The sequence below is a fragment of the Paraburkholderia sp. ZP32-5 genome, from assembly GCF_021390495.1.
Lineage (GTDB): Bacteria > Pseudomonadota > Gammaproteobacteria > Burkholderiales > Burkholderiaceae > Paraburkholderia.
Genome location: NZ_JAJEJP010000001.1, coordinates 2,450,074 through 2,463,347, shown reverse-complemented (window position 1 = coordinate 2,463,347; position 13,274 = coordinate 2,450,074). Strand labels below are relative to the sequence as shown.

Genomic DNA, 13,274 nt, shown 5'->3' with positions numbered 1-13,274 from the left:
TATGGCGGCAGAGTCGGCCGATCGTCAAACCTCAACGTCGGTACCGCGCGCGCAGAGCCGCCTCTGTCGACAAGTACTGAAGCAGATTCGCGACGCTATCAACGAGTTGGTTGTACAGGCGCTCGGATTCTTCGGTGTCCAGTCCGCCTCTGCGCAATTGCCCGATCCTTGCGGCCTGAGCATGCATCAGTTCGATGCCGCGACAAATGCGCGCCGCGCAGGCGGTGCCGGCGGGTGGCGCAAGCGACGCGGCGGCCCGCTCCCGGTCCCATCCCGCGTCGTCAGCGGTACCGGGAGTGGGGCGTGGGGCCGGCGATGGCGACGGCGGTGCCTTGCCAGCGGCCGGTCGCGCGACGCGTTCGACCAGCGCGACGAGCCGTTCGACGCTCACCGGTTTGCGCAGCGTGGCCTCCGCAAGACCGGTGGGTGGCAGTTCGGCGCCGGACATGAACACGACCGGCACGTCCCGGAATTGTGGCAATGCCTTCAGAATCCTCACTGCATCGGGGCCCTCCAGATACGGCATGTTCACATCGGACACGATCACTTCCGGCCGCTGGTCGATCGCCGCGCGCAGCGCCGCCAGCCCGTCCTGCGCGCTGGCTACTTCGTGTCCATGCGAGGCGAGGGCGGCTTCCAGCGCCGCTCGCAACCCCGCGTCGTCGTCGATCAGCAAGACCTTGCGCATGTCCGGTTCCACCATATCGCTGTGTGCGCGGCCGGTACGTATCGCTAATACCGACCGCTAGTACCTGCTGGATATGCAGCAGCCCGGATTCCTACTACCTGACAATTTCGCGAGCGCTGTTCATTGCGCTACGCAACGCCGATGCCCGGTGCTCTTATGCCCGTATGCCTGCACGCGAACGCCAGGAATGGCAGGCGCGCGCGTCGACGAATGCGCACACGATGGCGAGCCGCGAGTGGTATTTGCCGGTCTTTCCATATAACGGTGTCGGCCCGGCCGACGCTGCTCCGCGTTTCAAGTTGGTCGTAACCCAACACAAACGGGCTTCTTTTTCATCGAAGGAAATCTCTCGGTAGTAGCGCGTGCTCCGCCCAGTGGGGAAGCCAACATTTTTCTGTTACGTCGGCATAGATGTTGCAGCGTCAAGGTGCGTGACGGGAGAACACCATGACACGCCTCTTTTCCACTGCAGCCTGCGGTAAATCGTTGGGAACATATGCAATCGCCGGGATTGCCGGGCTCGCGCTCGTCGTGCTCTGCGCGACCGGGATTGCCGCATTCGCCGGGTTGCTGCCGGAGTCGGAGCATGTCGCCGCCGCGATGACCGCGGCACCGATCATCGACGTACAGGTCGATGACCGGCATAACGACTCGAATGCGGAGCCGAATGCGCGCGTTGAACCGCGCCTCAATGCGCAGGCCTGGGGGCCTCGCCGGATGAGCCGCGAACGGCTGCGGCGCGCGGTGATCGTCGCGTGATCGGCGCCATCGGCGCGATGCGCCGCGCGTCAGCACGCGTATGCTGTCAGTTGTGTCGAGACCGCACGCTGGCCGTGTCGGGCGGGCGCGGGCGCAAGCGCGACACAAGCCGGCCGCTCAGGTGGAGCGTTTTCCGCCGTAATGGAGGCACAACATGAAATTCGCGATGCAGATGCCGTCCATCCTCGCTGCAACGGTACTCACGCTAGCCGGCTGCGCGGCGGGCGGCATGCAAGGCGGGCAAGCAGGGCAAACGCATTTGAGCGCCGCCCAATGCAGCGATCTGACCGACCTCAGAAACAAGGCGCCCGCCACGCGCGAGCGCAATCGCAGCGAACTGGCGGCACTGGAAGCCGCGGGCTACCGTCCTGATTTGCGCTTTGATCCTTACTATCCAGACGACCTAAGGGCGGCGCAGCGTCAGGTCGATATCTGGTATCAGACTGAATGCCCACAGGCGCACGCGGGCTGAACCGACAGCGGAATCAATGTTCCAGCGAGGCGCCGGCAAGCGCCTCGCGAACCGGTACGACACCGCGTGACGCGAAGCGTGCTTGCGGTTTTGCCTGCGCCGGTTTCCGGCGGTTATTCCGAGCCGATACTGACCGACGCCTCGGCCGTCAATAACAGGAACGTCAGCGACTCCTGCAGATACAGATTGACGACCTCATCGGTATGGCTGGAATAGCCGATCGATACATCCTGACCCACGTGCAGTTCGAAGTCGCCGCCACGCGTCGACAGCACGCTGCCGCCCGCGAGAGCCGGCGCCCAGATGATCTCGCCGCTGATCAGCCGGCGCAGGTGCTCGAGAACCGGATAGCCGCGGTCGCTCGCTTCGGCGACCGCGGTGTATGCATCCGCGCCGAGCAGAATCGAATACGGACCTTCGACACCCGCGAGCCGCAGCTGCGCGAGCGCTTTAGCCACCACGTCCGGATAATCGCGCACCTCGGCCGGCAGCGACAGCGCCTGGTTCGACGAGCCCTCGCGCACGCCGAGGATGCCGGCTGCGGCGTAGCCGTCGAAAATCGCGTTGTCCTCGGCATATGCGAGACGTTGCGCGGCATCCTTGGCGGGCTGCCAGTCCGAATCGTTCGAGCCGCGTTCGACGTCGTCGATGGCCTCGCGCGACAGCGCAAACGGCACGCGCAGTTCGACCAGCGCCTTCACCTCACGCTGACGCGCGCGGATGCCCTGGCCGGGCGCCGTGATCGACACCTGATGCCCGGTGCCCACCGCCGACAGCTCGACGCCGCCCGGGCCCTTCACGTCGACGACGCGACGGCCCGCGAGCGAGCGCTTGAACGTTCTCGCCACCTCTTCCTCGATCTGCGACCACGCGGCCGCCGAGACGGGTGCCAGTTCCCGATGGAGATTATTCATGTGAGGGGGTTCCTTTCAGTGAGCCAATCTGCAGTGAACCGTCGCGCTGCGGCGAGGTTGCGTCGCCGTCCTGATCCGCCGGCGCGCTGGCGGCCGCGGGTGACGCGCGTTCGGCGAGCGCTTCGAGCGCCGCTTGCGACGGTGCGAAAAAAAGTCCGCCGGTAGCGGCGGTGCTGAAATCCAGCAGCCGGTCGTAGTTGCCCGGCGGCTTGCCGACGAACATGTTCTCGAGCATCTTCTCGATCGCGTCGGGCGTGCGGGCGTAGCCGATGAAATACGTGCCGAATTCGCCGAAGCCGGGACGGCCGAACGGCATGTTGTCGCGCAGGATCTTGATCTCCTGGCCGTCTTCGGTGAGCGTGGTGAGCGCGCTGTGCGAGTTCGACGGCTTCACGCCGTCGGCGAGTTCGACGTCGGACAGCTTGGTGCGCCCGATGATGCGCTCCTGCGTCTCGACGGACAGCGCATTCCAGCCGTTCATATCGTGCGTGTACTTTTGCACCAGCACATAGCTGCCGCCCGCGAACGCCGCATCTTCATCGCCGACGACGGTGTACGTGAGCGCGTCGTTACCGACCGGGTTCTCGGTGCCGTCGACGAAGCCGACGATGCTGCGCTGATCGAAATAGCGAAAGCCGTGAATCTCGTCGACGGTGACGACGGCATCGGCGAGCGGCGCCATCAATAGCGTGGCCAGCTCGAAGCACAGGTCCATCTGGTCGGCGCGAATATGCAGCAGGATGTCGCCGGGCGTGGCGATCGCCATGCGCCCGGGTACGCCGAATTCGCGGAACGGATGCAGGCGGGCAGGGCGCGGCGCGCCGAACAGCGTATCCCAGGCATCGGACGCAAACGCCGTCACGCAGGAAAGCCCGGCTTGCGGGGCGCGCTTGCCGACCGCGCGGACGAGGCCGGCGATATCGGCGCACCATTCGCGCACGCTCTGCTGGCTTTGCGGATCGGGGTTGACCGTCGCGACGATGAAGATCGCGCTGCGCATCGCCTGCTGCGCGACTGCTTGCGGCTCGTTGATATCTTCGGTGTAGATCGGATTCGTCATTGTTATTGCGAAGTGGTGGGGGCGCGGCGTGCCGACAATCATACATGCTGGGCGGTTCGCCCGATGTGTCAGTGTCCTGACGACGCGTCGATGTCGTCGCTGCTGTGCAGCCGCCGCGCAGCCACCTTGCCTGACCTGAGCGCCCGGCGCCCGGCGCTCAGGTCCTCAGGCTCTCAACGCCCGGCCGCGAACGACACGTTCGCGCCATTGCCCGCCATTGCCGTCAGATCCGGCGCGAGCGTGCGTTGCGCGCGCCCCTGGCGTTTCGCGATGTACATCGCTTCGTCGGCGGCGCGCAATACGCTGTCGATCTCGCTGCCCTCGGCCGGCACGATCGCGATGCCGACACTGACGCCGACGCGAATCGATGCCGCGGTGCCGAGTTCGAAAGGCTTGCCCAGCTCGTCGATGATGTGCCCGGCGAGTTCGCGCGGTGGCTTCAGCGGCGTGGGCGCGGTCACGATCGCGAACTCGTCGCCGCCCAGCCGCGCGACCAGCGCGGCCGGCCCGGCGACCACGCGCAGGCGTCTTGCCACGCGCACCAGCAACTGGTCGCCGACGTCATGGCCATAGGCATCGTTGACCGGCTTGAAGCCGTCGAGATCGAGAAACAGCAACGCCATGCCGGGCTGCAGACGCGAAAAGTCGCCGTCGCCATGCTTCGCCGCATGAAACAGGCCGTCGCGATTCAGCAATCCGGTCAGCCCGTCATGACGCGCGCGCCGGTCGTTCTCGCGCTCGGCTTTCATCGTCGCGACCATCAGTCCGTTCAGACGCCAGGCCGCGGCGCTCATCGCGAACAGATAGAACGGAATCTGCACGAGCGTGAGCAGCATGACCCGCTCGCCCGCGAATAGCGCGCCGAGGCAGCATGGTCCGAGCGACAGGAAGATCATCACCGCGACGAGCCGTGGCGCGCCGAAATTGCGAAAGCAGATGCCGCCGACCATCGCCGCGGCCGACAGAAACGACAGCGTGGCCGCTACCCAGTCGCCGCTCAGCACGCTGACGAAGGCGCCGTATCCGACCGTCGCGCCCCACACGGGCGCAAGCAGAACGTAGAGGTCGGTCAATGTCGATTGCCCGCGCCGGGCCCGTCGGCGCGCGGTGACGAGTACGAACATCCGCGTGATGCACACGACGAGTTCCACCAGCAGCCAGATCCTGAACAGCATTTCCGGATGCCGGCGTTCGAGCACCCAGGCAACGGCCACCGTATTCAGTACGCCGCCGAGGAAAATCGGCAGGGTACCGAACAGACTGCCGGCCAGCGCGACGCGCACTTCCAGCGGCACGTCCTTGCCCGCATGCAACAACCACGATGCCAGCTTGCCCCGGGGCAACGTGTACACCTCGACGCTTTGGTCCATTTTTAGTATCCGACTCACGCCCCAATGGCAACGGATTGCCCGTTGGCAGGATCGTCACGGGCTCGGGAGAGAGTGTCTGTCGAGCAACGGCATTGATGAGGCACGTAATCTAACATGCCCCCCGTGATTTTTTCCCGCAGGATCAGTCGTCTACCGAAGGCCCGGATTTATCCGCCGCGGTGACGCTCCGAGCATTGACGCAGTCAATATTCGATCGCGCGACGGCGTGTTTTTAGTAAGGGTCCTGACAGCTAGCTAGCGGGGTAATGACCAGGGTAACGACCGGCTTCACGATCGGGTTAACGGCCGGTTCGCAATCTTCTTGAGGGTGGCGGAGGGGGGCTGAGGGTGGCGGCAAAGCCGGGGGGCGCCGTCTTCGTTGTGCCGGGCGGACGATTGCCCGCCCGTCCGGATCAGTGCTTCTCCTTCACCACATAACCCGCCGCATCCGCGCCATATTTGCGCTCGATATCCTCCGGCAGCAGAAATTCCGTTTCGAGCCGATCGATCATCGGATAGCCCATCAGGTCCGTGATGTCCTCGATACCGACCAGCAGGTCCGGCCGGTTATGCACGGTGCCGCTCTGCGCGGCATCGCGGAACAGTTCGAGCGCGCGCTGCATGCCCATGATCGCGGCGGCCGGCAGCATCCGCGCGACGGTCACGCGCCTGACGCCGAGTTCCTGCAGCCGCCGCACCGGAATCAGCGGCGTAGTGGGTCGCGTGCGGATGCCGAAGCCCATGTTAATGCTGACCGGTGCGTTCACTGCATCGACGAAGCGTTTGATCTGTTCCTCCGACGCGATCGCATCCGGATAGACCATGTCCGCGCCGGCCTCGACGTATAGCTTCGCGCGCGCGATCGCGGCATCGATGCCTTCCACCGCGATCGCATCGGTACGCGCGTTGATCACGAAGCCGGGATCGGATTTCGCCTTGACCGCCGCTTCGATTTTCTTCGCCATCTCGCGCGCGTCGATCACTTCCTTGCCGCGCATATGTCCGCAACGTTTCGGGCTGACCTGATCCTCGATATTCACGCCGACCACGCCGGCTTCCTCGAACAACTGCACCGTGTGATACACGGACACCGGATTGCCGTAGCCGGTGTCCGCGTCGGCCATCAGCGGCAGCGACACCGAGCGCGCGAGCCAATGACAGGCGTCGACGTTTTCGGTCAGCGTCATGATGCCGATGTCGGGTTGACTGAGCCGCGAGTTCGCGAGTCCCGCGCCGGTCGTCGACGCTGCCTTGAAGCCCATCTTCTCGATGACTCGCGCGCTGTAGCCGTCGTACACGCCGGGGGAAATGATGATCTCCGGCGCATTCATCAGTGCTCGCATCTGCTGGATTTTCGTGCTGCCCATATGCCACTCTCCATGTGGGAAAAACGCGCGGTGATTCAAGGCCCGATTTGACGTCTACTCGAAGCCATATAACCGCGCGGGATTGCTGCCGAGAATCATGTCGCGGATGCCGGCATCAGGCGCCCACTTGCCGACGAGGCCGAGCAGTACGCCCATGTTCGGCATCACGCCGTGAAACGACGAATGCGGCCAGTCGCTGCCCCAGATCAGGCGGTCGGGCCGCGCGGCGACGAGCGCTCGCGCGAACGGCAGCACGCCGGCATAGGGCGACACTTCATCGCCGAGCCGGAACGGCGCCGATAGCTTGACCCAGCAGCGGCCGCTTTCGAGCAGCGTCAATAGCATTCGGAAACCCGGCTGATCGACGCCTTGCTGAATCACGATACGCGCGAAATGATCGATCACGACCGGCACCGGCAAACGCGCGAGGCGAGCTCCGATATCGGGCAGCGTGTGCGCATCGAGATGCAATTGCACGTGCCAGCCGAATTGCGCGACGCGCCTGGCGATCAGTTCGAGATCGTCGAGGCCGCTGCGCGTATGCATGCGCACGCCGCGGAAACCGGCCGCGTCGAGCAACTGCAATTGCGCGTCGCTCACATCCGTTTTCAGTTGCGCGATGCCACACCACTGGCCGCCCGATGCGGCGAGCGCGTCGAGCGTGATCTGGTTGTCGTCATAGATGGTCGGTTGCACGATCACCGCGCGCGTCAACCCAAGCGCGGCGAGTGCCGCGCGATACTCGGCGAGGCCGACCGGCGCCGGCGTGTAGCGCCGCCCCGCGCGGTACGGATAGCGTTCGGGCGGCCCGTAGATATGCGCGTGGCAATCGCAGGCGCCGGGCGGCAACGCAAAAGGCAGCGCGACCGGCGACGCGTCGGGTGTTTGACACACGGGCGGTTCGCCACCGCTCGCGGCGTGGCGATCTTTTTCGGCGTCGCTCATATCATCTCCGGCACCAGAGACCGCGATCACGGCCGCTTTTCATAACTGGCGCCCTCGTACTTCTGCTGATATTGCTCAGGCGTCAGATAGCGCTGTTCGATGCGTTCGAGTTCCTCGATGCCCACCAGGGCGTTGAGTTCCTCGAACGACACGACCTGGTCCGGACGCTCGATTACGTTGCCGCTCGCGACCGATTCCTGCAATGTCGCGATCGCGTTCTTCATCCCCTGAATCGCGGCCGAGGTCAGCAGGCGCGGATAGACGACGACAGCGACACCCAGCTCCTGCAACTGCCGCGCGGAGATCAACGGCGTGGTGGAGCGCTGGCGAATGCCGAACCCCATGTTCACGCACACCGGTCTCGATACATTCTTGACGACCGTCGTGATGTGATCGGTGGCGAGCAACGCATCGGCGAACAGCAGATCGGCGCCGGCCTCCGCATACATGTTCAGACGCTTGATGACTTCGGCGAGCCCGTGCGTCGCGAGCGAATCGGTTCGCGACATGATCAGCAGTTCCGGATCGAGCCGGGCTTCGGCGGCGGCGCGGATTTTTTCCGCGCCTTCCTCCGCGGAGATCACCTGCTTGCCCTTCATATGACCGCAGCGTTTCGGCCATACCTGGTCTTCGATCATCACGCCGGCGAGCCCGGCATTCTCGAACGCGCGAATCGTGAAATGCACGTTGACCGCGTTACCGTAACCGGTGTCGGCGTCGGCAATCAACGGCACGTCCGCGCATGCCGCGAGCGAGCGCGATACACGCAGGTTCTCTTCGAGTCCCATGATGCCCTGATCGGCCCAGCCGAGACTCGCCTCGCTGATGCCGGCGCCGGTGATGAAGCCCGCCGCGAATCCCGACGCGCGCAGCAGTCTCGTGCTGTATCCGTCGAATACGCCAGGCATCACGAGGATGTCGGGCGCCTTGATCAAATCACGCAACTGCTTTCTCTTGCTCATCGAGTTCTCCAGAAAGTACGAACCGGCAAACGCTGGGGGTGCGCCAAGTTTCGCGCTGATGTTCTCCGCGCGCCGCACGCGTCACTTCGTGATGAACAGCTCCTTGCGCCAGCGGTCTTTGTGAATGGCGATCACGTCCATCTGGTCGACGTAATAGAGAATCTTGCCTTCCAGCGTGGCGGGGAATTTCGGTGCCTGAGGCGAGTGGGTCAGCAGCACGTGCACGACTTCGTCGGGAATGCCGTTGCGCAATGCCAGATGCGCGGCCCAGAACGCGTGCGGATACTGCTTGCCGATATCGGTCGCGACGACTTTGCCTTCGGCATTCGGCGCGAACTCGACGACCTTGCTCGCATCCTGCAGCACGGCCCCCGCGATCAGATAATCGCGATTGACCTTCACACCGTGGTGATGCTCGAACAGATCGGCGATCGCCATCGCCATGTCCAGCACGCACTGGTTATGCGGCAATGTCGGATACGGAATTTCGGTCGACGTCGGCACTTCCGCGATGCGCTTCCATGGGCTCATCTCCCACAGCGTCTGCCACGTGGCGATAACCGCATCACGCAACGTTGCATCGCTGATATCGGTGACCTGCGGGAACATCGCGACGACATCGATGGGTTCTTTCGCCGAGCTTGTGGTGTGTTCCATAGTGTCCTCTTCGGTTTGATTCCCCCGCACCGGCGCACCTGCGCAAGCGGTACGGCAGATCGTTTCAATGCTTGACTTCCAGATCTTCCAGACTGATGTTGGTCGTATCGACGGCGACGATCGCGGCCACCAGCGCGCAGCCGAACCATGCGGCCGCGCCAATCGCGATCAGCCATGTATGGCCCGCGCCGATGCTGAGTAGCAGTGCCGCAACGAGCGGCGCAAAAAAGCCGCCGAGCCGGCTCAGCGCGAAGCTGATGCCGGCGCCGCGCGCACGGATACCGGTCGGATAGATTTCGGCTTCGTACGTATGCAGTAGTGGTCCGTTGATAAAGATCATCGCTTCGGTCAGGAAGCCGAACAGCACGATCAGAAAGGTCGTATTCGCCAGCAGAAAGCCGAGACCGAATAGCGTATTGAGCACGTACGCAAAGGCCATGCCCCATTTGCGCTGGATCTTCTCGGTCACGTAGATCGATACGAGACTGCCGACCGGGTAAGCAATCTGGATTACCGCCGTGTAGGTCAGCGCGTGAACGATCGAATAGCCGCGCGAATAGAGAAAAAACGGCACGAAGGTCGCGAAACCGTATGCGCCGAATCCTTGCAGCAGTTCGATGCCCCACGCGCTCATCGTGCGGCGAAGATACGCGCTCGACAGCAGCAGACTGAGCGGCGACACACCGCTTTCGATCTGGTATTCGGTCCTCGGCGGAGGCGGCAGCATCACCAGGTTCTTTTCTTTCATCACGCGGCGCTCGATGCGGTTCATCACGTCGTCGGCTTCGGCGCTTCGGCCCACGCGTTCGAGCCAGCGCGGCGACTCGGGCAAACCCATACGCAGCAGCAGCGAAGAAAATCCGCCCACCGCGGCGAGCAGCAATGCGATGCGAAATCCCGGCAACGGCAAATCATTTAGCGGCACCAGCAACATCGACGCAAAGCCGCCGACGGTGCCGCCGCAAAAGCCGATCGTCAGTGCGAAGCTCGACAGCCTGCCGCGCACGCGCGCGGGTGCAAGCTCCTGCACATAGGTCGTCGATAGCGGCAATTCGGCGCCAGTGCCGACACCGGCGATAAACAGCGCGACCAGCAGCACCGGCGCATTCGGCGAAAACGCGGCGATCAGCGCGCCGGTCGCGAGAATGCACAGGTCGAGCGTGAATGCGCCGCGCCGGCCGATCCGGTCGGCCACCGTGCTCAAACCGACCGCGCCGACGAACGTGCCGAAGAACAGCGCGAGCGGCAACGCGGTGGCGAAATGCGGTTGGCCGAGATAAGCGAAGTAGTGCGCGGAGATCGGACCCACCGAGAACAGCATGTACGAGTCCCAGAACGTGCCGAGCGAGATCAGCAAAATCGACCACAGCAGATGTTTCGACACCGGCAGACGCTCGATGCGCGCCGCGATCGGAATGTGCAGATTAGTTGTCATAGTGTTGGTCTGTTCGTCGGAGCTTTGATAAACGCGGACCGGATAGACATCGGTTCGCTTCGACGGCAACGAGTCGAAGCGAGGCGTGCGCTGCTGATCTTGCGCGGCGGCTTCGTCATTTACCGAAGCGCCGCGCGGACAGTGGTATTCGAGCCCCGGTAGAGGGCTTGCAAAGCAGGTACTTGAGACGGCCTTCGACATTCGCGGCCGGTGATGCGGTACTGCTCGTACGTTTTTCGACAGGCTGGCATCGCGAAAGCGTAAGGCTCCCCGCGCGCAACTGTCAGCTCAGCGAGACTTTCAACGCGCCTCATCGGATCAGGACGCCGGCGATTTGACGTGCTTGTGATTCGTATCCCGCTCCATGCCGGCGAGAATTTCGCGCTCGACATCTTCGAGCGTTTTACGCCGCGTTTCCGGTCCGACCGCGAGCACCAGCAGACACAAACTCAGCAGCACGCACGCGAGCATCACGAATACCGCGAACGAGCCGAAGCCATTCAGTACGAACAGCACGAAGTACGGCATGATCGCGGCGGACACTCGGCCGACGGCCGTCGATGCGCCGAAGCCGGTGCCGCGAATATCGGTCGGGAAGAGTTCCGGCAGATACACGGCGAGCACCGTATTCGCGGTGATCTGGATAAACATCACTTCGAGAAAACCGGTCGACACGAGCACCCAGGCCGGCGCATCGAGCGCGAGCGCATAGCCGATACCGACCGCGGCGGCGAGAAACGATGCGCTGGCAACCACGGTGCGGCGCCCGAGCCGGTCGACGAAAAAGATCGGCAGCAACATGCCGATCGGCGCGCCCATTGCCATCACCGCGGAGTAGGTCAGCGAATGAACGATCGATTGACCGCGATGCAGCAGCAACGTCGGCACCCACGCAATAAAGCCGTATTGGCTCGCGAGGATCAGCGACACGATCGCAAAACAGAACAACGTACGCGCCAGGCGTTGGCGGCTGAATAGCGCGGTCCACGGCAACTCGTCGGGCAGCGGCGCGGAATTCGTCGGCACGACGCGCGGCGCTTGTGCAGCACCGGTGTTTTCGCGCCATAGCGCGTCGAGTACTTCGTGCATCTCAGCGATACGCCCCTGGCGTTCGAGCCAGCGCGGCGATTCGGGCAACGCGCGGCGCAGGTACCAGACCACCAGCGCCGGTATCGCGCCGACCACGAACATCACGCGCCAGCCGACCACCGGCAGGAACCACGCGCCGACGAAAGCCGACAGCGGTTGCGCGCAGTTCACCAGCAGACCGAGCGTTACGCCCCAGCGTCCGCGGCAATACGCGGGCGTCATTTCCGCCATGATCGCGTAGCCGACCACCAGTTCGCCGCCCAGCCCGATGCCGGCGATAAAGCGCAACAGCACGACCGGCATGAACGATGGCGCCGCGGCGGTCGCCAGCGTCGCGAGACTGAATAGCAGCAGGTTGAACTGGTACAGCGATTTGCGCCCGAAGCGATCGGCGAGCGTGCCGCTCATCACCGAGCCGATTGCGAGCCCGAGAAACGTCGCGAAGATGAACTGCGCGACACCGCGGGTACCGGTGAAGTTCGTATGCACCATCGAAGCGACGACTCCCGCCTGCATGAACAGTTCGAACGCGTCGATCAGCATGCCCGCGCCGAGCAGCCAGAACATCCGCCGATGCGCCGCGCCAACGGGCATCCGCTCGATAGTTGCCTCCGCGATCGACATGGTGTGCTCCTCCAGTGATGCCCGTCGGGTTGCCGTACCTCGTTGTTATCGTGCGATGCGCTGTCGCTTCATTACCGTTCAAACAGGCCGCGTGCCGCGTATCTGCACGCGATGCATCAGACGCCGCTGGCCGGGATAGTCGTCGAGTGCGAGATGCTGGCAGCAGCGGTTGTCCCAGAACGCGACCGAGCCCGGCTCCCAGCGGAAGCGGCAGGTGAATTCGGGGCGCGTCGAATGTTCGAACAGGAAGCGCAACAGCGGCGTGCTTTCGGCTACCGTCATGTTCTCGAATCGTTCGGTATGCAGCGAGTTGACGAAAAGGGCCTTTTTTCCGGTGTCCGGATGGGTTCTGACGACCGGATGCACGGCGGACATCGTCGTGTGGCTGCCGTAGCCCGCGCCTTGCATCAGCACGTCCTCGGCTTCGAGCGACGCGAGAATATGGCCGTTCGCATGCACTGCGCGCAGACCAGTGAGCATCGCCTTCATGCCGTCGGACAACGTGTCGTAAGCCATGTACTGATTCGCGAACAACGTGTCGCCACCGACCGTCGGCAGAACGCGCGCGGCCAGCACTGAACCGAGCGGCGGAATCTCCAGATGCGTGGTGTCCGAATGCCATTCCCAGCCGAACACGAGCGCGTCTTCCGGCTTCTTGTCGATGATCAGCAACTCGGGCAGCGAGCCCGGATGCTGGCGGTGCGGCGGCAATACCGCCAGCTCGCCGAAATAGCGCGCGAAACGCGCGAGGTCATGATCGGACGCATCCTGATCGCGGAAAAAGATCACCTGGTATTCCTGATACGCGCGCCGGATCTGCGACACGGTGTCCGGCTCCAACTCGGCGGACAGATTGACGCCGAACACTTCGGCACCCAGCGAACCGGCGAGTGGCCTGACGATGATGCTCGATGCCATACGAGTGTCCTCCG

General features: G+C 63.8%; 13 protein-coding genes. 2 read left to right on the top strand and 11 right to left on the bottom strand.

Going from position 1 to position 13,274, the window contains the following annotated elements:
• Positions 1-31 precede the first annotated feature (31 nt).
• Positions 32-676 (bottom strand): response regulator, encoded by a 645-nt coding sequence (locus tag L0U82_RS10430; protein WP_233830575.1) that lies wholly within the window; start codon positions 674-676, stop codon positions 32-34.
• Positions 677-1,135: 459 nt separating this feature from the next.
• Here L0U82_RS10430 and L0U82_RS10425 point away from each other — a divergent pair, with 459 nt between their 5' ends.
• The gene (locus tag L0U82_RS10425; RefSeq protein WP_233830573.1) at positions 1,136-1,447 is read left to right on the top strand and encodes a hypothetical protein; all 312 of its coding nucleotides are present in this window, start codon (positions 1,136-1,138) and stop codon (positions 1,445-1,447) included.
• 154 nt (positions 1,448-1,601) lie between these two features.
• Positions 1,602-1,919: a DUF4148 domain-containing protein gene (locus L0U82_RS10420; protein ID WP_233830571.1), complete on the top strand. Its 318-nt coding sequence runs from the start codon at positions 1,602-1,604 to the stop codon at positions 1,917-1,919.
• 113 nt (positions 1,920-2,032) lie between these two features.
• Here the strand turns inward: L0U82_RS10420 and L0U82_RS10415 are convergent, their stop codons facing one another.
• The 10 genes from L0U82_RS10415 to L0U82_RS10370 form a co-directional block, all read right to left on the bottom strand.
• Positions 2,033-2,833: a family 1 encapsulin nanocompartment shell protein gene (locus L0U82_RS10415; protein ID WP_233830569.1), complete on the bottom strand. Its 801-nt coding sequence runs from the start codon at positions 2,831-2,833 to the stop codon at positions 2,033-2,035.
• Entirely contained in the window at positions 2,826-3,893 is a 1,068-nt protein-coding gene (locus L0U82_RS10410) for a Dyp-type peroxidase (RefSeq protein ID WP_267929332.1), read from the bottom strand. Before L0U82_RS10410 ends, L0U82_RS10415 begins: the two co-directional genes overlap by 8 nt.
• Before the next feature lie 173 nt (positions 3,894-4,066).
• Complete coding sequence (locus tag L0U82_RS10405) at positions 4,067-5,263, bottom strand: GGDEF domain-containing protein (RefSeq protein ID WP_233830566.1); 1,197 nt, start codon at positions 5,261-5,263, stop codon at positions 4,067-4,069.
• A 413-nt stretch (positions 5,264-5,676) separates the two neighbouring features.
• Positions 5,677-6,630 carry an isocitrate lyase/PEP mutase family protein gene (locus tag L0U82_RS10400; RefSeq protein ID WP_233830563.1) on the bottom strand — a complete coding sequence of 318 codons (954 nt, stop codon included), beginning with the start codon at positions 6,628-6,630 and terminating at the stop codon, positions 5,677-5,679.
• 54 nt (positions 6,631-6,684) lie between these two features.
• Positions 6,685-7,575 (bottom strand): amidohydrolase family protein, encoded by an 891-nt coding sequence (locus L0U82_RS10395; RefSeq protein ID WP_233830560.1) that lies wholly within the window; start codon positions 7,573-7,575, stop codon positions 6,685-6,687.
• A 26-nt stretch (positions 7,576-7,601) separates the two neighbouring features.
• Positions 7,602-8,537 carry an isocitrate lyase/PEP mutase family protein gene (locus L0U82_RS10390; RefSeq protein WP_233830559.1) on the bottom strand — a complete coding sequence of 312 codons (936 nt, stop codon included), beginning with the start codon at positions 8,535-8,537 and terminating at the stop codon, positions 7,602-7,604.
• Between the two features lie 81 nt (positions 8,538-8,618).
• Complete coding sequence (locus L0U82_RS10385; RefSeq protein WP_233830557.1) at positions 8,619-9,194, bottom strand: hypothetical protein; 576 nt, start codon at positions 9,192-9,194, stop codon at positions 8,619-8,621.
• A gap of 64 nt (positions 9,195-9,258) precedes the next feature.
• Positions 9,259-10,629, bottom strand: coding sequence for an MFS transporter (locus L0U82_RS10380; protein ID WP_233830556.1), 1,371 nt, complete (start codon positions 10,627-10,629; stop codon positions 9,259-9,261).
• A gap of 318 nt (positions 10,630-10,947) precedes the next feature.
• On the bottom strand, positions 10,948-12,342 hold the full coding sequence (locus tag L0U82_RS10375; protein ID WP_233830554.1) for an MFS transporter: 1,395 nt from the start codon (positions 12,340-12,342) through the stop codon (positions 10,948-10,950).
• Between the two features lie 78 nt (positions 12,343-12,420).
• Positions 12,421-13,260 carry a TauD/TfdA dioxygenase family protein gene (locus L0U82_RS10370; protein ID WP_233830552.1) on the bottom strand — a complete coding sequence of 280 codons (840 nt, stop codon included), beginning with the start codon at positions 13,258-13,260 and terminating at the stop codon, positions 12,421-12,423.
• Between the last annotated feature and the right edge of the window lie 14 nt (positions 13,261-13,274).

What these genes read in the sequence shown, in the direction of transcription:
- L0U82_RS10425 (WP_233830573.1), top strand. Translation starts at nt 1,136, where the DNA reads ATGACACGCCTCTTTTCCACTGCAGCCTGCGGTAAATCGTTGGGAACA.
- L0U82_RS10420 (WP_233830571.1), top strand. Translation starts at nt 1,602, where the DNA reads ATGAAATTCGCGATGCAGATGCCGTCCATCCTCGCTGCAACGGTACTC.
- L0U82_RS10415 (WP_233830569.1), bottom strand. Translation starts at nt 2,833, where the DNA reads ATGAATAATCTCCATCGGGAACTGGCACCCGTCTCGGCGGCCGCGTGG.
- L0U82_RS10410 (WP_267929332.1), bottom strand. Translation starts at nt 3,893, where the DNA reads ATGACGAATCCGATCTACACCGAAGATATCAACGAGCCGCAAGCAGTC.
- L0U82_RS10405 (WP_233830566.1), bottom strand. Translation starts at nt 5,263, where the DNA reads ATGGACCAAAGCGTCGAGGTGTACACGTTGCCCCGGGGCAAGCTGGCA.
- L0U82_RS10400 (WP_233830563.1), bottom strand. Translation starts at nt 6,630, where the DNA reads ATGGGCAGCACGAAAATCCAGCAGATGCGAGCACTGATGAATGCGCCG.
- L0U82_RS10395 (WP_233830560.1), bottom strand. Translation starts at nt 7,575, where the DNA reads ATGAGCGACGCCGAAAAAGATCGCCACGCCGCGAGCGGTGGCGAACCG.
- L0U82_RS10390 (WP_233830559.1), bottom strand. Translation starts at nt 8,537, where the DNA reads ATGAGCAAGAGAAAGCAGTTGCGTGATTTGATCAAGGCGCCCGACATC.
- L0U82_RS10385 (WP_233830557.1), bottom strand. Translation starts at nt 9,194, where the DNA reads ATGGAACACACCACAAGCTCGGCGAAAGAACCCATCGATGTCGTCGCG.
- L0U82_RS10380 (WP_233830556.1), bottom strand. Translation starts at nt 10,629, where the DNA reads ATGACAACTAATCTGCACATTCCGATCGCGGCGCGCATCGAGCGTCTG.
- L0U82_RS10375 (WP_233830554.1), bottom strand. Translation starts at nt 12,342, where the DNA reads ATGTCGATCGCGGAGGCAACTATCGAGCGGATGCCCGTTGGCGCGGCG.
- L0U82_RS10370 (WP_233830552.1), bottom strand. Translation starts at nt 13,260, where the DNA reads ATGGCATCGAGCATCATCGTCAGGCCACTCGCCGGTTCGCTGGGTGCC.